This is a genomic window from Kribbella sp. NPDC050124 (assembly GCF_044460355.1).
Lineage (GTDB): Bacteria > Actinomycetota > Actinomycetes > Propionibacteriales > Kribbellaceae > Kribbella.
The window spans coordinates 111,149-129,788 of record NZ_JBITJU010000027.1 but is presented as its reverse complement, the minus strand read 5'-3'; the positions used below and the strand labels follow the sequence as shown (position 1 = coordinate 129,788).

Below are 18,640 nucleotides of genomic sequence, written 5' to 3'. Positions count from 1 at the left end.
GATCAGAACTGCATGGGCTTCAGATCTTCCTCGGGAAGGTGCGCTCCTTCATGTCACCCCGCCGAGGGCCATCCACAGGTTCTGATCATTGCTCACGGCTTGCGGGATCAAGTCAGTGACAGCCTGGATGGGAGCGATGCAATGGAGGGATAACAGTTCAGCGTCGCGCCGAAACTGGTCGGCACCGCCTGCTGGGCATTGAGTACTCGTAGGCATGACGGTACGCGCGTACTCCGTCACCCGCGCGGCGAGTGAGTCACCGAGACGGCTCAGTCGGCCTCGTAGAAATTGCGTTCCCAGCGGTGGCGCTTGATGATCGCGTGCTGTTCGGCGGTCAGCCGTCGCTGGTGGCGGCGTTGCGTTCGACATTGCGGACACTGCGCATGCCGGCGATGACGGTCGAGACGGCTGGATTGTCCAGGACGTAGCGCAGTGCGATGTCCGGCAACTGGTCGGTCTCGATGCCGAGGTCGGCGACGAGAGCGTTGACGTGCTCCTCGACTTGCGCGGGGCGATCTCCCCGGAAGTAGGCGTTGCGGAAGTCGCCGTCGGGGAACGTCGAACCCGCGGTGATCCGGCCGGTCAACCCACCCTCGTCGAGTGCTACCCGGACGATCACGCCGACGCCGTGCTCCTGACAGGCAGGTAACAGCCTCTCCGGCTGCTGGGAGAAGACGTTGTAGATGACCTGCACCGTGTCGACAGCGCAGGTATCGATGAGGGCGAGCGCGTTCTCCGGGTTGGTAGTCGTTGATCGACACCCCGAAGAGCCGGAACTTGCCCACGTCCTTGAGTGCCGCGTCCGTCTCCAGCCAGTCGCCACGGCCGACCAGTCGTCGTCGCTCCAGACGTGGAACTGCACCACGTCGAAGGCGTCCAGTCCGGAGACCCGCAGACTTTTCCTCGATGCTGGACCGGATGTGATCGCCGGGGAACGTCTCCAACTGATCGAGACCCTGCGGCGCCGGCCACCGGCCGTTCTTCGGTGACACCTTCGTCGCCACGTGGATGTCGTCGCCGAGCCGGTCCCGTACGACAGTGCCGACAATGCGTTCGCTCTCGCCGTACCCGCGTGCGGTGTCGATGAAGGTGATCCCGAGGTCGATCGCGCGGTGCAGTGCGCGGACCGACTCGGCCTCGGTCGCGCCGACCCAGTTCGACTCACCGACGCCCCAGGAGCCGTACCCGATCTTCGGCACGCGCAGGCCAGTCCGGCCGAGTTCCCTGTACTCCATCACTGGCTCATTCGCTGGGACAAAGGGGACGGGCCCATCCTTGCAGGCCGCGAAGGGGCAGCCGGCGGCCTGTCCGAATGCTTGGATCAGGTGCCGCCGATCTCCTGGCCAGTCAGGAGCACCAGGATGCCGGGCGAGAACGCGGTGAACCATCGTGGACAACGGCGGCGCAGCGTTGTCTCCAGAACTACGGGTGCCGTGAGATCGGTGGCTGGGTTCTTCGCGTCGTCGCGGCAGTCGAGGTGCGGCTGACCGGAATCAGCGGTGGGAAGGGGCTCAATCAGAGCCGGCGCGTGGTCCGTACCGATTCGCACCGGTCAGCAGCTACCCGGGTTTCGGCTCAGGCGTCAGGCGCTCAGATCCAGGCGTGTGGTTAAGGCAGGTGTTCCTTCCTGGACACTATTAGTGGCGATTTGATCACTCTACGTGAATAGGCCTCGAGCGTTCCCAGCCGGCAAGACGCAGGCCAGGCCCTGGTCGGCGCCGATCTCGCGGTACCGCGTGGCTGTGTCCTCGTCCTGCTCGGCCCGAACTGCATGGGCTCAGACCACTGCGGCCCGCGTGCTGACGACACTGCTCCGACCGGACGCTGGGCGGGCCACGGAAGTGGCGACGACCTGCTGCAGGGGTCTTCGCGCCCATCTCAGTAGTACTGGCGCTGAAGCGAAAGGTCTGACGGCGCCCCACTCGGCATGGCAGGGAACGCTCGGGATTCAGGGAATGGCCGGCGCTCGACGATAGCTGCGGTGACAGCAGCCGGTAGCTGGGGCGCGGCACGGTGGGGTGACGAATCTGACCGTCGATGGCGATCGTTGCCGTGGGCACCGAGGTGCCGGCTTCATGTCGTACGAGCGCTCGTCGACCACCGGCCACGCATCGGCGGCCGCAGGAACAGAGCAGCGCTAGTCGGCGTGTGCCAATCGGGTTGAGTTGTAGAAGGCCTCCAGCACATGCCGAATCATCTGACCCGAGGTGTTGACGCCCAGATAGCTCGAGATGCCGCCGTACGTCAGGTCCATCACGATGCCGCCGAGGTCCACGGCGGTGATCGGTGGGTCCTGGTCCAGGCCCAGTTTGCCGAGCAGCAGGTGACCGACGTCTTTCCACTGGCTGACGAAGAGTTGCCGCTTGCGTTTCGTCAGCGTGCGATCGCGACGCGCCCGGCGCAGGAACTCGATGGCGATGATGCCCCACTTCTGGTCTGCGGCGCGCGCGTCGGACCACTGGGCGACGACCTCGATCACGTCGGCAGGATCGGTGACGTCGCTCAGGAGCTCCGACAGCTCCTTCACGTCGTTTCCGGCGTGCCCTTCGAGCAGCTGCAGGAGAACATCCTCCTTCGACGAGAAGTTCGAGTAGAAGGCGCCCTTGGAGAAGCCCGCCTCCTCGGCAATACGCTCGACCGAGGCTCCCTCATAGCCGTCACGTCCCACGACATGCGCCGCCGAGCGGAGAAGCTTCTCCCGCGTGAGTGCCTGACTCTGTTCTCGTGTCAGCCTCGCCATCAATCCTCCTGCAGTGTCCGTGAGTTGCCTGCTGGAGGCCGCGGGCCTCCGGCGTCGAGCGCGCGATCAGCCGGCTATCCCGGCCTGGACTACATTCACAATATCGCCACGAGGCACCCAGCTCGTCCCGTTGAACTCGTGCAGCCGGTACTGGTGCACGAGGCGGCCATCGGCTTCGCCGGTCAGCTTCGCTCCGTCGATCAGCAATGGGTCCTCGACACCGGACAGCGAGTCCCAGGCGGCGAGGAAGCCGTCGCCGCTGACCTCCTTCGCCTCACGGAGGGCCGAGACGACGGCAGCCGCCAAGCCGTACCCGGTCAGGGTGAAGGACGAGTTCGGGTCCCCGTCCGGTGCGTACTTCGCCATCCGGTCCCGGTACTCGACCAGTGTCTTGCCTTCGTGGACCGCGGGATTCTGCGGATCCTTGAGCCACTGGTAGGAGAGCGCGCCGACGACGTTCTTGGCGCCTGCTGGTTTGACGGTACTCGCGAAGTCGGCATACGGGCTGCCGATGAAGGTCTTCGGCTTGTAGTTGATCTGGCCGAGGTAGGACAGCAGCGCACCCATCGTCGGTGGACCGAGCGTCACGACCAGTACGTCGACCCCTGCCGCCTTCAGCTCGGTCACCTGCGAGGCGACATCACTCTGGCCGGGTGGGAGCCGGATGGCCTTGACGGGTTTGATACCGGCCGCAGCGAGCCCGGCGAGCTGGCTGTCGGCGAAGGCGTTGTTGAACCCGATGAAGCCGACTTTGGCGCCGGGCATCTGCTGTGCGATGTATCGGCCCTGGAGCTCTCCCTCCCACGCGATGTCGGGGACGAAGGCGCGCGTGTAAGGGAACTTGCCGACGTCGCTGAGCTCCTTCTCTCCGCCCTGCACGATCTGGGCGACCTTGGCGGAGCCGAGCGCCGGTCGCGCCGCGACCGAGATACCACCGAAGTTCAACACGATCATCGCTTTGTCGCGCTGGACGAACTCCTTGTTGTTCGACACCAGGCGGGCAGGATCGAAGGCGTCGTCGGACACGTCGAAGTCGATCTTGCGTCCCTTGATGCCGCCGGCATCGTTCACCGCGGCGAAGTAGGCCTTCGCACCGGCCGCGGACGCCCCTGCCGACGACAGCGGGCCGCTGAGGGGATAGCTGGCACGGACCACGATGTCTCCGCCCGCAGTCCCGCTCTGTCCGGAGTCGCTGTTGCCTCGGCCGGAGCAGGCCGCCAGGACGACTGCCATCGCTACTGCGACCGCCACGCTTCTAACTCTGCTCATTGAGAATCCTTTCAGGTCGGGGTGTGGCTGGCTGGGGTTCCCCCGTCGCCCGATCGGCGAGACGCCGAGCGACGCGTACGGCGGCACCTGCGAGGCCTGTGGGAGCGACGGTGAGGCTCACCACGAGTGCGAGGGCATACAGGAGCTGGGACCAGTTGCCGGCGGCTTCACCGCCGACGACGCTGTCGGTAAAGGTGGCCAGGTAGACGACGACGGCAGCACCGATGACGGATCCCGCCCAGGTACGGCTGCCGCCGACGACGCTTGCCGCGAGCAACGTGATGGAGAAGTCGAGGAGATAGCTGTCGGGTACGGCGATGGCCAGGACCAGCGCCGACAATGCGCCCCCTGTTCCCGCGACCGTTGAGCTGACGGCGAAGGCCATCAGCCTGGTGCGGTTGACATCGACGCCGTTCGCCGTCGCCAGCAGAGGGCTGGTTCGAACCGCTGCCAGAGCCCGGCCGATCCGGCCGGCGACCAGGTTACGCAGCACTAGCAGAGTGACGCCGAGAAACGCCAGGCAGACGAGGAAGCCGAACTGGGCGGTCGTGAGACCGGTCCACGGCGGCGGCTTGATCGGCGATCCCGCCAGGAAGACGCCGAACGTCCCGCCGGTAAGGGCTTTGAGCCGGATCAGGAGGAGCGGGAAGATCGCTGCGACGGCGATGGTGAGCAGCCCGAGATTGGCGCCGCCCATCCTCAGAGCGGGAATGCCGAGCAACAGACCGAAGGCAAGGCACAGGACGCCGGCGAGGAGAACACCGGCCCACCACGGCCATCCGTAGGTGGCAACCGGAATGAGGGCCGAGTAGCCGCCGAGCCCGAAGATTGCGCCATGGCCGACACTGATCTGGCCCGAGTGCCCCAGGAGCAGGTTGAGCCCCGCAACGGCCATGGCGATCGTGAGCACCCGGGTCAGGTCGAGGAGGTCGTAGTCCGAGATGACGAATGGCGTGACCACTGCAATCGCTGCACCGGCGGTCCAGCCGACTCGGCCCGCCCAGCCGGTTTCCGCGCTCATACCCGCACCGTCCTCGTCTTGCCGAACAGCCCGGCCGGGCGAATCGCGACCACCACTGCTGTGAGAGCGAGTGGTGCGACGATGGCCAGGTCTCCCTGCAGGCCGGGCGCGTACCTACCGGCGAGGTTGTTGACGATGCCGATCAGAACGCCGCCGACAAACGCTCCCACGCGGCTCGACAACCCACCGAGCGTTCCCGCTGCGAGCGCCAGCAGCAAGGGAAAGCTCATCATCCCCGGGGACACAGTGAGGACCGGCGCCGCGACGACCGCGGCGAATGCGCCTACCGCCGCCGCGATCGCCCAGCCGACCATGAGCCAAAGTCCTTGGTGCTGGCCCAGCAGCGTCGCAGAGGAGGGGTTCTGCGCGACGGCGCGCAGCCGCAACCCGATCGTGGTGCGATTGAACAGGAACGCCGTCGCCGCCGTGACGAGGAGCAACGTGATGAGCGACCCGAGTTGCTGCACCGTGAGACGCAGCCCCGCGAACTCGATCAGTCCCTCGCCGAACGGACTGGGGAACGTCCGCGGATCGGTCGTCCAGATCACTGCCATGGTGGCGTTGAGGCCCAGCAACAAGGCGACGCTCAGGGTGAGCAGGGGAAGTTCGCCGGTCCCTTCGAGGCGCCGTACCAGCGTTCGCTCGACGAGCGCCCCGCCCGCCGCTGAGACAGCGACGGTGACGGGAAGGGCCGGCCAGAAGCTCAACCCTGCTTGCAACAGGATCAGCATCACGTAGGCGGACAGGGTCGCCATCGCTCCCTGAGAGAAGTTGAGCAGGCCTGCTCCCTGAAAGACGACGCTCAGCGCCAGAGCGAGAACGCCGTACACCAGGCCGGAGCTGAGTCCGTCCAGGATCTGTTGCAGTAGTTCGGTCATGTCGAGGCACCGATCCCTTCCGTCCCGGCGGGCTCGCCCAGGTACGCACGCTTGATGGCGTCGCCATCGCTGAGTTCTGCTGCCGGTCCGGCTGCCGCGACCTGACCGCCTGCGAGGACGACCACCTGATCGGCGACCGCCAGCGACAACCGCGCGTTCTGCTCGACGATCACCAGCGATGTCGACCAGTCGGTTCTGAGCCGGGCGAGCACCTCGAAGAGCTCCCGGGTCGGAATGGGCGCCAGCCCCAGGGACGGCTCGTCGATGAGCAGCAGTCGCGGACGTGCCATGAGCGCCCGACCCACCGCCAGCATTTGTTGTTGCCCGCCCGACATCACGCCGGCCACACACCGCTTCTGGTTCGCGAGGACCGGGAACGTCTCGTAGACGTGCGCGAGGTCGGCCTGGGTCGACGACCGCAGCCTGCGCGGGCGGGCCAGACTGCCGAGGCGGAGGTTCTCCTCCACGGTCAGATCGGCAAAGGTTCCCCGGCCTTCCGGCACGTGTCCGACACCGGCACGCGCCATCCGTGCGCCCGTCCAGCCGGCCACGTTCGTTCCGGCCAGTTCGATCTCGCCGCGGGTGGACACGACGCGTGAGATCGCTCGCAGCAGCGTCGTCTTGCCGGCCCCATTGGGCCCCAGCACGACCACGATCTCACTGTCAGAGATCGTGAGGTCGATACCGTGCAGCACTTCGACGGCTCCGTACCGCGCCACGAGGTCCCGCGTCTGCAGCAGTGTTGAGGTCATGCTTCGACCTCCGACCAGTCGTCGCCCAGGTACGCCGCGATCACCCGTTGATCGGCGGCTACGTCGGCCGGGGAACCGGCGACGAGCAGTCGGCCGGCGTCCAGGACGACCACGTGTCGTGAGACTCGCATGACCAGCCCGACATCGTGCTCCACCAGGACGCACGTCGTACCGACGGTTGCGGCGAGGGCCTCGACCTCGGCAAGCAGCTCGGAAGCCTCTTCAGCACCGAGGCCGGCGGCCGGCTCGTCGAGCAACAGAAGACGGGGCTCGGCCAGCAAGGCCCTGGCTACCTCGACCCTGCGTCGATCGCCGTGCGCGAGACTGTCGACCGGACGGCGATCTGCCGGTGGGAGACCGAACAGCTCGAGCAGCTCGGAGGCGCGCGCACGCAGTGCTGTCTCCTCTGACGTGACGGCGGGCAGCCGCATGATCGACCCGAGCAGACCCGCCCGCATCCGGGCGTGCGCACCCAGCAGGACGTTGTCGCGAGCGGGGAGCTCAGAGATCAGCAGCGGCGTCTGGAAGGTCCGCGCGATCCCGAGCGCCGCCCGTCGGTCGGCTCGAACGCGGCTCAGGTCACGGCCGTCGAGCTCGACCTTGCCGACGTGGCGGGCGACACCACTGATGCAGTTGAACAAGGTGGTCTTGCCGGCGCCATTGGGCCCGATCACCGCCGAGACACCGTCGGCGGGAATCGAGAAGGTCACGTCCTGCAACGCCTGAACACCTCGGAAGTTCACGCCGAGGGCCTCGACCCGCAGTGTCGGCTCGGGTACGGCGGTCACGGTCATGTCGCTCATCGGATCAACCCACTTCTTGGGGTGCAGGAACGTGCGAGCCGAGCCGGCGGGTGCTCTGCGCCGGGGGGCGAGCAGGCATCGGTTCCGCCTGTGACATACCGCACAGACTTCAGATACTGGAAGGTATCTGTGGCCGAAACCCATGTCAACGGTTCGAATCCGGGAAGTTTCCGCCGTATGTCGTCGGCCTCGTCGTCACCAAACCGCAATTGCCGCGGGGTCTTGACGGTCACATCGGTGTGACATACGGTCCGGTATCCAAAGTCAATCTGGTATCTCAGTTGACAAGCCCGCACCAGGCCGGCGGCCGGTGGGCTGACCGTTGCCAACGCGACGGGGCCGACCCAAGGAGGGTCTGAATGTCTGCATCGGAACTGACCGGCGAGAACCTGTACCGGGACCCCTATCCGATCTACGCACGGCTCCGGCAGGAGCGTGAGATCGCCTATTTCGAGGGCACCAAGGAGTACCTCGTGACTCGTTTCGAGGACTGCCGTGCGGTGGGCTCGAACGACCGCGTCTTCGGCCCGTCCGGCAGTCCGGACCGCCCCGAGGCACGCGTGATGGGGATGCCGAACGTGCTGAGCATGAGCGGCGCGGACCACACGCTGCTCCGCGAAGGCATCGACGAGAACCTCACGGCCGAGGCGGTCCGCGGGTACGTCGAGGCGTTGACCCGCCCGGTCGTGCGACAGTTCCTCACCGGGGTGAAGCCTCAGGGCGAGGCCAACCTCACGACCGAGCTCTTCGAGCCGATCTCGGTTCGCTGCATCGGCAACGTCATCGGCTTGACCGAGACACCGAACGAGACGCTCGTCGAGTGGTTCCACGCGATGAGTGCCGGCCTGCAGAACGTGAACGACGACCAGTCCGTGTGGGACCGCCTGGACCGGGCGCTCGCCGAGATCGACGGACAACTCGGGTCTCTCTACGAGCGAGCACTGGCCAAGCCGGACCACACATTGATGAGCCATGTGATGTACGGCGGCATGCCTGACGGTCAGGTCCGCGGTTTCGACGACGTCGTACCGACTATGAAGGTGATCATCCTCGGCGGCCTGCAAGAGCCTGGCCACGCCGCGGCGAACGCGTGCGCGGGCCTACTGCTGAACCCAGAGCAGGCGCAGGTCGTCGCGAACGCCCCGAAAGAGCACGCCCTGCGCGCCTTCGACGAAGGGTTGCGATGGATCTCCCCCATCGGCGTCACTCCTCGGGTCACGGTCGAGGACGTCGTGGTGGCGGATACCCACATCCCCGCCGGCTCCTCGGTAGCGATCGTGATGGCCTCTGCCAACCGGGACGAGAGCCGGTTCGAGGATCCCGACCGGTTCGACCTGTTCCGCAGGAAGCGCCCACACCTGTCCTTCGGCTTCCGGCCACATTTCTGCTCGGGCCATGCGTTGTCGCGGGCGATGGGCGAGATCGCGCTCGAGGAAGTCTTCACCCAGCTGCCCAACCTGCGGCTGGACGGGACCCGTGAAGTCCAGGCCAAGGGCTGGCGCTTCCGTGGCGTCTCGGACCTTCCGGCGACATGGGACGCATGAGCGGGTTGGCCATCGACTGCCATGGCCACTTCACCACGGAGCCACCCGACTTCCTTGCCTTCCGCAGGGCGCAGATCGCCTTCGCCGAAGGGCGATCGGACGAGCGCCCGGAGTACTCCGAAGTCGACGACGACACCTTGCGCGGCATTATCGCGAGCAACCAGTTGCGGTTGCAGCAGGAGCGCGGATCGGATCTCACCATCCTGTCGCCGCGGGCGTCAGGCATGGGTCATCACGTGCCGGGGCAGGACGTCGCGACCCAGTGGGCCCAGCTGTCCAACAACGTGATCCAGCGGATCTGCGAACTCTTCCCGCGCAACTTCGCCGGCGTCTGTCAGCTGCCGCAGACGGTCGACGGCGACCTGGTTCCCGTGATCGAGGAGCTCGAGCGCTGTGTCGCGGCCGGCTTCGTCGGATGCAACCTCAATCCCGATCCCTCCGGCGGACGCTGGTCGGCTCCCCCGATCCACGACCCGTGGTGGGATCCGCTGTGGGAGACGATGACCAGGCTGGACGTGCCCGCGATGATCCACGTCTCCGGTTCGTGTACGCGCGCCCTGCACACGACCGGCGGCCATTACCTCGCGGCCGACACCGTGGTCTTCATGCAGCTGGTCGAGGGGGACCTGTTCCAACGGCATCCGGCACTGCGACTCGTCATCCCGCACGGGGGCGGAGCTGCTCCCTACCACTGGGGCCGCTACCGGGGCCTGGCGATGATGCTCGGCAAGTCTTCGTTGCCCGAACACCTGATGCAGAACCTCTACTTCGACACCTGCGTCTACCACCAGGCAGGTATCGACCTCCTCTTCGGTGTCATCGACCCGGGCAACATCCTGTTCGGTTCGGAGCTGCTCGGCGCGGTCCGCGCCACGGATCCGGAAACCGGGCACGACTTCGACGACACCTCGCGCTACATCGACGCCCTCGGGCTGGACGAACAGACGCGTCATGCCGTCTTCGAGGGCAACGCCCGACGGGTCTACCCCCGACTCGACGCGCTGCTCACCGCACAACGGCGCTGAAAACCGCCCGCATCCGAAGAACTGGAGTACCACGATGACGACTGACCTCACTCTTGTGCGCCTCGCCGGTGGCGCGCAGGGTTTCAACTGGCTACCGGTCTTTTACGCCGAGGGCGAAGGCCTTTTCGAGCAGCACGGCCTGAAGATCGAGTACCAGCGCCTCGGCTCGGTGGACAAGGCGACCGCAGCCGTTCGCGATGGCTCTGCCGACCTCGCGATCACGCCACCCGAGGGCGCGATCGCCGACTACATCGCCGGCGGCGACCTGCGCATCATCGCGGCCAACGCCCTGAGGCTTCCGATGTCCCTTGTCGCGCGACCCGGCATCAAGAGCATCGCCGACCTCCGCGGGAAGCGGATCGGCACGTCCTCTCTCACAGAAGGTACGGCGATCTACACGCAGCTGATGCTCCAGCGGGAAGGACTCTCGTACCCGGGCGACTACGACTTCGTCCTGGCCGGCGTGCACACCACGAGATGGACCGCGCTCCGCAACGGTGAGATCGACTGCGCACCCCAGCCCGCACCCTGGAACTTCCTCGCCGAGCGGACGGGCTACAGCCTCATCGGCGAGGTGAACGACGTCATCCCGGAGATCGTCTTCGCCGCGCTCATCGCCAACGCCCGCTGGACGTCGGGCAACCGCGCCACGGTCGAGCAGCTCGTGGCTGCGCTGCTCGAAGCCCACCAGGCCGTCAACAATCCGCGTGAGGACGACGCCACCTTGCCGATCTACCAGCGGATCACGACGCCCGATGATCCGGGACTGGCGGCCGAGGGCTTGGCGTACACGCGGGAGATGGGCATGTGGCCGGCCGATCTCGTGGTCGCACAGTCGGCGCTGCAGGTCTCGATCGAGCTGATGATCAGCGCCGGACTGCTCGACCCGGACGAGCGCGACAGCGCGGCCGGCGTCCTCGACCCGACGTTCGTTCCGGCCGGCTGACCATGGCGCGAGTCGTGACAAAGGTCGGGCGCACCGATGCGGACATCTGCGCCGGCTTCGCCGCGTTGGGCGTGGCGACCGCTCATGAGGCGCAGAACCGGACAGGGCTGCTGAGTTCGCGCCTGCGTCCGTTGCAATCCGGGACGACCGTCGCGGGGCCGGCGTTGACCTGCGAGGTGCCACCCGGTGACAACTGGATGATCCATGTCGCGCTCGAGCAAGCACAACCAGGCGACATCCTGGTCGTAAGCCCCACCTCGCCGTGCGACGACGGATACTTCGGCGATCTCCTCGCCACTTCGGCAATGGCCCGAGGAATACGCGGATTGGTCATCGACGCCGGCGTACGCGACGTCGCTGAGCTGCGGGCGATGGGCTTCCCGGTGTGGAGCAAGACAGTCAGCGCCCAGGGCACCGTCAAGGAGACCCTGGCCGACGTACAAGTTCCCCTTGTCTGCGCCGGCGCCCTGATCGCGCCGGGCGATGTCGTCGTCGCGGACGACGACGGCGTCTGCGTGGTCCCCCAGGACACGGCGGCCGCGGTGCTCGACCGGGCCCGGGAACGCGTCGCGATGGAGGCAACCAAGAGAGAGCTCTACGCGAGCGGCCGGCTCAGCCTCGACGTGAACGCCATGCGTTCCCGTCTGGAAGCGAAGGGGTTGAAGTATGAATAGGTTCGAGCACCCGAACGTCCCACGCCGCGTGGTGACCGCGGTCCGCGAGGGCAAGGCCGACATCCTCAGCGATGGACCGGTCCCGAACGCTCACCACTACGCCTCGATCCCGGGCATGATGACCTCGGTCGTCTACGCGACCGCGGCAGTCCCGCAGCTGCCCCAGCACGAGCGCGAGACCGCACCGCCAGGACTGCACGTTTCCCCGGCCCCCGGTGAGACCCGGCTGATGATCGTCACCTTCCCGCCGGACTCGTCGTTCGAGTGCCCCACGTTCGACCCGGCAGCCGCGGACGCGGAGCAGCGTGAGTACATTCCCGGGCTGGCCGAGCGTTTCGAGCCCGACGCGCCGGGGATGCACCAGACCGACACGGTCGACTACGACATCGTCCTCGACGGCGAGATCTGGCTGGAGCTGGACGACGGCGCGACGACGCACCTGCGCACCGGCGACGTGGTGATCCAGTGCGGTACCCGGCACGCCTGGCGAAACAAGCGCGGCCGCTCCGCGACGATGTGCTTCGTCCTGATCGGCGGTACACCGCGATGACCGACCAGACGGACCACTTCGACTGCCTGATCGTCGGAGCAGGTCACGCCGGCGCCGAGACCGCGATCTCCCTTCGGCAGTCCGGCTACGACGCGAGCGTCGGCCTGGTCGGAGCTGAACCGGTGCCGCCGTACGAGCGCCCGGCCATGTCGAAGGAGTACCTCGCCGGGAAGAACGACTTCGACCAACTCCTGCTTCGTCCCGCGGACTACTGGGCGACGCATCACATCGCCCTCCGCCTCGGCCGACGGGTGACCACCGTCGATGCCGATGCTCACCTGGTCACCTGTGACGACGGCAGTGTGATCTCCTATCACACCCTGGTCTGGGCCGCGGGCGGTGTGCCGCGCGCCCTCGACTGCCCCGGACACGACCTGGTCGGTGTTCGTTCGATCCGCACCAAGGCGGACTGCGATCAGCTCATCGCGGTCCTCCCCCGGACCGAGCGCGTCGTCGTGATCGGCGGGGGCTACGTCGGGCTGGAGGCGGCCGCCGTGCTGCGCGAGCTGGGCAAGCAGGTCGACGTCGTCGAGGCACTCGACCGGGTCCTCGCCCGCGTCACCGGGGAACCTGTGTCGCGCTTCTACGAGACAGAGCACCGGTCCCAAGGCGTACGGCTGCACCTCGGGATGGGAGTCGCCGAGATCCTCGGTCGCGACGGCGCCGTGATCGGCGTACGGCTCACGGACGGCACGGTGATCGACGCCGAGCAGGTGATCGTAGGCATCGGCGTGGAACCGGCGATCCAGCCGCTCCTCGACGCGGGTGCGGAATCTACGAGCAACCGCAGCGGCGTACTGGTCGACGATGTCTGCCGAACCACGATCCCGGACATCTACTGCGTGGGCGACTGCTCGATCCTGCGCAACGGACCCGGGATCCGCATCGAGTCGCGGCAGAACGCGTACGAGCAGGCCCATGCCGCCGCGAAGGCGATCAGCGGCCGGCCGGAACCCTTGCGTCTCGTCCCATGGTTCTGGTCCAACCAGTACGACGTACGGCTGCAGACCGTCGGCCTGAGTGCCGGGCACGACCAGGTCGTCCTTCGTGGCCATCCCGGGAGCCGGAGCTTCTCCCTTGTCTACTTGAAGAACGGTGTGGTCATCGCGCTGGACTGCATCAACGCGGCCCGCGACTACATCCAGGGACGCAAGCTCGTTGAGGCCGGCACGCGGGTCCCTCCGGACCTGCTCGCGGACGAGCGTCAGCCGCTCAAGGCACTGGCCATCTCGGCGTAGGTACGCCGTACCCCCTCCACAGAAGGAATCACGTCATGCAGTTCTTCGTCACGACCCGAGATGGTGTGCGTCACGACGTCGAAGGCCGCGAAGGGCTTTCGCTCATGCAGAACATCCGCAACGCAGGCATCGACGAGTTGCAGGCCATCTGCGGCGGCTGCCTGTCGTGTGCGACCTGTCACGTCTACGTCGACGGCGTGCCCGATGTCGCGGACCTACCGACCAAGTCCCGGGACGAGGAGGACCTCCTGGACGCGTCCGATCATCTCGAGCCCAGTTCCCGGCTCGCGTGCCAGCTCGTCTTCGGACCGACGCTGGACGGCATCCGGGTGACGATCGCACCCGAGGACTGACCCCGTGCTGACCAATCGGTCGAGGAGACAACGATGAGCGAACTGATGCGCGCCGCACGGTTGCATGCCGTGGGCAAAGAAATGGTGGTCGAGTACGTCGAGCGCCCCCACGCCACCGGCACGGACGTCGTCGTGGCGGTGAAGGGTTGCGGCATGGTGCCCAACCTGGCGAACGTCCTGGCGAACTGGGAGACCTGGTATCCCCAGATGCCGCTCCCCCCGCGCCCGGCGATCTTCGGTCTCGACCCGGTCGGCGTCGTCCACGAAGTCGGCGAAGGCGTCGTGAACGTCAAGCCGGGCGACCGGGTCTACGTGAACCCGGGGCGGTCCTGCGGAGCCTGCCACGCCTGTGCGGACGGTCGGCAGCAGCACTGCGGCTACTGGACGCTGAATGGCTACTTCGGGTACAACGCCAACAGCCTCAAGATGTTCGAACGTTATCCCCACGGGGGTTTCTGCGAGTACATGAGGGCGCCGCAAAGCGCCCTCGTGAAGCTCCCGGACAACCTCGAGTTCCGGCAGGCGACCCGGCTCGGCTACCTCGGGACGTCGTACGCGGCGGTCAAGAAGCTGGCGCCACTCGCAGGCAAGACGTTGATCATCAACGGTGCGACGGGAACCCTGGGAGTCGGCGTCACCCTGTTGGCCTTGGCGCTGGGCGCCGCACGGATCTTCGCCGTCGCGCGCGGCTTGCCCTTGCTGGAACGACTGCAGGCACTGGCTCCCGGCCGCATCGAGATCTTCTCGAACCTCCACGGCGGCACAGCGTCCTGGGTGAAGTCGCGCACCCGTGGCATCGGAGCGGACTCGATGATCGACACGCTCGGCGCGGTCGCCTCTCTCGACTCGCTCAAGGATGCGATGTACGGCGTACGACGCGGCGGGCGGATCGTCAACATCGGCGGTACGGCCGGCGAGCTCGGCGTCGACGTGAAGTGGTGGATGGACGAGCAGATGGAACTCATCGGCTCGGTCTGGTTCACCGTCTCCGAGGCGATCGAGCTTGCCGATCTGCTGCGCAGCGGCACTGTCGACATCTCGGTGCTCCAGCCGAAGAGCTGGCCGCTCGACGAGATCAACGAGGCGATCTCCGGCGTGGCCAGTGGCGATGGAGGATTCACCAGCTACCTCGTCGAGATCTGAGGCTTGTTCTCACTCTTCCGACCCAGGAGGTCATCCATGGAAATCGCTGAAATCGCTCAGTGGATCGCGAGCGCCGCGCTCGGCATCCCGTTCCTCTGGCTCGGCTACGAGGCGGCTTCCGCACCGGGCGGGCGTGTCGCCATGGCGGCCAAGCTCGGCATCCCGCGTCCGGAGTGGGCCGTCCGCCTGAATGGCGCCGTGATGGTCGCAGGCGGCGTCGTACTCGTCGCTCACGTCTATCCGACGGTCGCGGCACTTGCTCTGGTGGCTTCGATGATTCCCACAACGCTCGCGGGCCACGCGTTCTGGCAGGAGGACGATCCTCAGGCACGCAAGGCCGGTCGTATCCAGTTCCTCAAGAACCTCGGACTCGTGGGGGGCCTCCTCGCCGTGGCGTTCAGCTAGCAGGACAACCGCTGAGGAGTCCCCCTGGGGACGGCACGACGTGCGCAGAGCCCGCAGACCGCACGCGAGACCGTACGGCCGCCGGACATCGGCGCCGCCGAACCATCGATCATTCACATCAAGGAGGCGTTCGTGACCATGAAGGTGCAGCCATTCGCCTTTCTCCTGGGCCGTGTGGCCGTGGGGGTCGTCTTTGTCGCACACGGCTGGCAGAAGTTCTCGGGGATGGGCCTCGACAGCACGGCAGCGTTCTTCGAGCAGGTAGGAGTGCCTGCCGCGCATACTGCAGCCGTCGCCGCCGCAGTAGTGGAGCTGGCGGGGGGACTCGCGATGATCGTAGGTGCGGTGCTGCCGGTGGCGGGGATGCTCCTGTCTGCCGACATGCTGGGAGCCATCTGGTTCGTCCACGCCGAGCAGGGTTTCTGGGGAGCCGAGGGTGGCTACGAATTCGTGATGGTGCTCGCGGCGGCGGCGCTCGCGCTCGGCTTCTCCGGGGGCGGAGCATGGGCGGTGGACCGGCTCCTCGCCCACCGACGGCTCCAGCGGACCGCAGCCTGACCTCGTCCGGACTGACCAGCCGACCTGTGCTGCAGGTCATCGGTCGTCCGGACCCGAACTCGCCTGCGGCTGGCCGGGCAGATGGCCCGGTGACCGTATCGGCCGTCGAATCAACAAAGGAGACAGATGCAACAGGTGAAGGCCGTGGTCGCCCGCGGCAAGGGACAGCCGGTGGAGGTCACGGCCATCAACGTTCCAGGCCCGGGCCCGGGAGAGGCGGTGGTGAAGGTGCAGGCTTGCGGAGTCTGCCACACAGACCTCCACTACCGCGAGGGCGGGATCACTGACGACTTCCCGTTCCTGCTCGGCCACGAGGCCGCCGGCGTCGTGGAGGCCGTCGGGCCGGACGTGACCGGTGTGGCGCCCGGCGACTTCGTGATCCTCAATTGGCGCGCCGTGTGCGGCGAATGCCGGGCCTGCAAGCGTGGCGACCTCCATTACTGCTTCAACACCCACAACGCGACTCAGAAGATGACCCTCGAGGACAGCACCGAACTATCGCCTGCGCTCGGCATCGGCGCGTTCGCCGAGAAGACGTTGGTCGCCGCCGGCCAGTGCACGAAGGTCGACCCATCGGCCCGCGCCGCCGCCGTCGGCCTGCTCGGCTGCGGCGTGATGGCGGGCCTCGGCGCGGCGATCAACACCGGCGCCGTCACCCGCGGCAAGTCCGTCGCGGTGATCGGCTGCGGTGGCGTGGGCGCTGCCGCGATCGCGGGCTCGGCCCTGGCCGGCGCGTCGCCGATCATAGCCGTCGACATCGACGCCAAGAAGCTGGACACCGCAGCGAAGCTGGGCGCGACCCACACCATCGACTCCTCGCTGGAGGACCCGCTCGAGCGGATCAAGGAGATCGCCGCCGGCTACCACGAGGGTGCCCAAGGCGCCGACGTCGTCATCGAAGCGGTCGGCCGGCCCGAGACCTGGAAGCTGGCCTTCTACGCCCGCGACCTGGCCGGCGTACTCGTCCTCGTCGGCGTGCCGACGCCGGACATGACGCTTCCCGGCCTGCCACTCATCGACGTCTTCGGCCGTGGCGGTGCCCTCAAGTCCAGCTGGTACGGCGACTGCCTGCCGACCCGGGACTTCCCGATGCTCGTCGATCTCTACCAGCAGGGCCGACTCGACCTCGACGCGTTCGTCTCCGAGGAGATCGGAATCGACGACGTGGACGCGGCGTTCGAACGCATGCACCACGGCGACGTGCTCCGCTCGGTGGTCCTCCTCTGATGGCACCGGTGCGGGCCGACCATGGCGCCGCGGTGGGCACCTTCAGCCTCGACGGCCAGACCTTCGACGTCGACAACAACATCTGGGTGATCGGCGACGACACCGAGTGCGTGGTGATCGACACGCCGCACGACGTCGACGCCATCCTCGCCGTCATCGGCGACCGCAGGGTCAGGGCGATCGTGTGCACCCACGCGCACGACGACCACGTCCGCGTTGCACCGGAACTGCGTGAGCGAGTGGTCGCGCCGATCATGTTGCACCCCGCCGACAGGCCGCTGTGGGAACTGACCCACTTAACGGACGCCGAAGGTCACCTCTGGGACCTCGACCTCGAGGACGGCCTCGCCATCGAGGTCGGCGGTACGACGCTCCAGGTGCTGCACACGCCCGGCCACGCGCCCGGCGCCGTGTGCCTGTACGCACCCGACCTCGGCTGCCTGTTCACCGGCGACACGCTCTTCCAGGGCGGGCCCGGCGCGACCGGCCGGTCGTATTCCGACGCCGACCAGATTGAGCGGTCGATCCGGACGAAGCTGTTCGTGCTACCCGACGAGACGGTCGTGCACACCGGCCACGGCGCCGACACCACGATCGGCGCCGAGAGGACACGGTTCGCTGTGCAGGCGCGACAGCGGCTTCCTGGTGAAGAAGTAGTTCCTTAGCCCGGGGTTGCAAGCGAGCTGCGCCTGCCCGGCGTTCAAGCCTGCCACTTCGTCCCGCTCAGGCGTTGAGCCTGAGGCATGTGGTTAAGGTGCGTGTTCCTCCTCGGACACGCAACTTAGCCACACGGTCGGCCATAGGATCGACCTCCACATCGACAGTCTTCTCGATGTGGTCATATCTGAGCGTCAGTCGCAAAGCGGCGTACAACTCAGTGAGCTGTTCCCCGTGTGCCCGATCCAGGGCCTGGGACATGTCTCCCAGCCGACCGATGTGCGACTCGAGTTCCTCCCGACTCGTCCCTTGGTCGTTCTGTGTTGCCGCCAACGCCTTTCAGCCGATCGCTTATCAGCCGCTGCCGCGTTGTACTGATCACGCAGTTCCACCGGATCCCAACCGGCATCGAGCGCTCGCCGCAGTCGATCCATTGCAACTTCCGCCGCAGCGATGCGATCGCGCTGCACGGCCGAGTGCTTGAGGTGCTCATAACCGCTGTCGTCGGCGGCGAGCAGGGTCGTCACGGTCTCGTCCCGATTGATCGGGTCGAAGAGTTGGCCGATCCACCGGTTCACCGCCGACGTAACGAGGTCCTCACGGAGGTAGACCTGGGGTGGGTGTGCCAGCGCGGTAGCCGAACCGGGCACGAGGGTCACCTGACCACGCTCGCGCGTGGGCTGCATCCGCCGTAACACCCGCGTCGCCGGGACGATGTAGTCAATGCATGCGATCCTGGCGGTCCCCGAGCCGCCTGGATCGCGTGTTGTGGAGGTGCAGTGCCTGATGGCTCGGCATCCTCGCGTCAGCGATCCGTTGTTCTGGTGTGCCGGGAAGTCTGGTCGGCAACGCCTGAC

The 18,640-nt window shown here is 67.0% G+C and carries 19 protein-coding genes and 1 pseudogene; 12 read left to right on the top strand and 8 right to left on the bottom strand.

What is annotated here, in order from left to right; translation table 11 throughout:
• Positions 1-334: 334 nt before the first annotated feature.
• The 8 genes and pseudogenes from ACIBL3_RS40010 to ACIBL3_RS39975 form a co-directional block, all read right to left on the bottom strand.
• Positions 335-1,048 carry an aldo/keto reductase gene (locus ACIBL3_RS40010; protein ID WP_396359194.1) on the bottom strand — a complete coding sequence of 238 codons (714 nt, stop codon included), beginning with the start codon at positions 1,046-1,048 and terminating at the stop codon, positions 335-337.
• A pseudogene (locus ACIBL3_RS40005) lies at positions 978-1,235 on the bottom strand (aldo/keto reductase); the annotation flags it as partial. The gene ACIBL3_RS40010 and the pseudogene ACIBL3_RS40005, both read right to left, overlap by 71 nt.
• Before the next feature lie 902 nt (positions 1,236-2,137).
• Positions 2,138-2,740 (bottom strand): TetR/AcrR family transcriptional regulator, encoded by a 603-nt coding sequence (locus tag ACIBL3_RS40000; RefSeq protein WP_396359193.1) that lies wholly within the window; start codon positions 2,738-2,740, stop codon positions 2,138-2,140.
• Between the two features lie 66 nt (positions 2,741-2,806).
• On the bottom strand, positions 2,807-4,009 hold the full coding sequence (locus tag ACIBL3_RS39995; RefSeq protein WP_396359192.1) for an ABC transporter substrate-binding protein: 1,203 nt from the start codon (positions 4,007-4,009) through the stop codon (positions 2,807-2,809).
• Entirely contained in the window at positions 3,996-5,030 is a 1,035-nt protein-coding gene (locus ACIBL3_RS39990) for a branched-chain amino acid ABC transporter permease (RefSeq protein ID WP_396359191.1), read from the bottom strand. The genes ACIBL3_RS39995 and ACIBL3_RS39990 overlap by 14 nt, the downstream gene beginning before the upstream one ends.
• Positions 5,027-5,908, bottom strand: a complete 882-nt coding sequence (locus ACIBL3_RS39985; RefSeq protein ID WP_396359190.1) for a branched-chain amino acid ABC transporter permease — start codon at positions 5,906-5,908, stop codon at positions 5,027-5,029. Before ACIBL3_RS39985 ends, ACIBL3_RS39990 begins: the two co-directional genes overlap by 4 nt.
• Complete coding sequence (locus ACIBL3_RS39980) at positions 5,905-6,660, bottom strand: ABC transporter ATP-binding protein (RefSeq protein ID WP_396359189.1); 756 nt, start codon at positions 6,658-6,660, stop codon at positions 5,905-5,907. Before ACIBL3_RS39980 ends, ACIBL3_RS39985 begins: the two co-directional genes overlap by 4 nt.
• The gene (locus tag ACIBL3_RS39975; RefSeq protein ID WP_396359188.1) at positions 6,657-7,463 is read right to left on the bottom strand and encodes an ABC transporter ATP-binding protein; all 807 of its coding nucleotides are present in this window, start codon (positions 7,461-7,463) and stop codon (positions 6,657-6,659) included. The genes ACIBL3_RS39980 and ACIBL3_RS39975 overlap by 4 nt, the downstream gene beginning before the upstream one ends.
• Before the next feature lie 359 nt (positions 7,464-7,822).
• On the opposite strand from ACIBL3_RS39975, the gene ACIBL3_RS39970 reads away from it, so the two are divergent.
• From ACIBL3_RS39970 to ACIBL3_RS39915, 12 genes are all read left to right on the top strand, one after another.
• A complete protein-coding gene (locus ACIBL3_RS39970; RefSeq protein ID WP_396359187.1) occupies positions 7,823-9,007 on the top strand; it encodes a cytochrome P450 in 1,185 nt (394 codons plus the stop codon).
• Positions 9,004-10,032, top strand: a complete 1,029-nt coding sequence (locus ACIBL3_RS39965; RefSeq protein ID WP_396359186.1) for an amidohydrolase family protein — start codon at positions 9,004-9,006, stop codon at positions 10,030-10,032. Before ACIBL3_RS39970 ends, ACIBL3_RS39965 begins: the two co-directional genes overlap by 4 nt.
• 34 nt (positions 10,033-10,066) lie before the next feature.
• Positions 10,067-10,978: an ABC transporter substrate-binding protein gene (locus ACIBL3_RS39960; RefSeq protein WP_396359185.1), complete on the top strand. Its 912-nt coding sequence runs from the start codon at positions 10,067-10,069 to the stop codon at positions 10,976-10,978.
• Between the two features lie 14 nt (positions 10,979-10,992).
• Positions 10,993-11,652 carry a 4-carboxy-4-hydroxy-2-oxoadipate aldolase/oxaloacetate decarboxylase gene (locus tag ACIBL3_RS39955; RefSeq protein ID WP_396359184.1) on the top strand — a complete coding sequence of 220 codons (660 nt, stop codon included), beginning with the start codon at positions 10,993-10,995 and terminating at the stop codon, positions 11,650-11,652.
• The gene (locus ACIBL3_RS39950) at positions 11,645-12,202 is read left to right on the top strand and encodes a cupin domain-containing protein (RefSeq protein WP_396359183.1); all 558 of its coding nucleotides are present in this window, start codon (positions 11,645-11,647) and stop codon (positions 12,200-12,202) included. Before ACIBL3_RS39955 ends, ACIBL3_RS39950 begins: the two co-directional genes overlap by 8 nt.
• Positions 12,199-13,440, top strand: a complete 1,242-nt coding sequence (locus ACIBL3_RS39945; protein WP_396359182.1) for an NAD(P)/FAD-dependent oxidoreductase — start codon at positions 12,199-12,201, stop codon at positions 13,438-13,440. The genes ACIBL3_RS39950 and ACIBL3_RS39945 overlap by 4 nt, the downstream gene beginning before the upstream one ends.
• 35 nt (positions 13,441-13,475) lie before the next feature.
• Positions 13,476-13,793 carry a 2Fe-2S iron-sulfur cluster-binding protein gene (locus ACIBL3_RS39940; RefSeq protein WP_396359181.1) on the top strand — a complete coding sequence of 106 codons (318 nt, stop codon included), beginning with the start codon at positions 13,476-13,478 and terminating at the stop codon, positions 13,791-13,793.
• Between the two features lie 33 nt (positions 13,794-13,826).
• Complete coding sequence (locus ACIBL3_RS39935) at positions 13,827-14,936, top strand: alcohol dehydrogenase catalytic domain-containing protein (RefSeq protein WP_396359180.1); 1,110 nt, start codon at positions 13,827-13,829, stop codon at positions 14,934-14,936.
• 36 nt (positions 14,937-14,972) lie between these two features.
• Positions 14,973-15,341 (top strand): DoxX family protein, encoded by a 369-nt coding sequence (locus ACIBL3_RS39930; RefSeq protein WP_396359179.1) that lies wholly within the window; start codon positions 14,973-14,975, stop codon positions 15,339-15,341.
• 138 nt (positions 15,342-15,479) lie between these two features.
• Positions 15,480-15,899, top strand: a complete 420-nt coding sequence (locus tag ACIBL3_RS39925; RefSeq protein WP_396359200.1) for a DoxX family protein — start codon at positions 15,480-15,482, stop codon at positions 15,897-15,899.
• A gap of 126 nt (positions 15,900-16,025) precedes the next feature.
• Positions 16,026-17,126 (top strand): S-(hydroxymethyl)mycothiol dehydrogenase, encoded by a 1,101-nt coding sequence (locus ACIBL3_RS39920; protein WP_396359178.1) that lies wholly within the window; start codon positions 16,026-16,028, stop codon positions 17,124-17,126.
• Positions 17,126-17,791, top strand: a complete 666-nt coding sequence (locus ACIBL3_RS39915; RefSeq protein ID WP_396359177.1) for an MBL fold metallo-hydrolase — start codon at positions 17,126-17,128, stop codon at positions 17,789-17,791. Before ACIBL3_RS39920 ends, ACIBL3_RS39915 begins: the two co-directional genes overlap by 1 nt.
• The last annotated feature ends 849 nt before the right edge of the window (positions 17,792-18,640 follow it).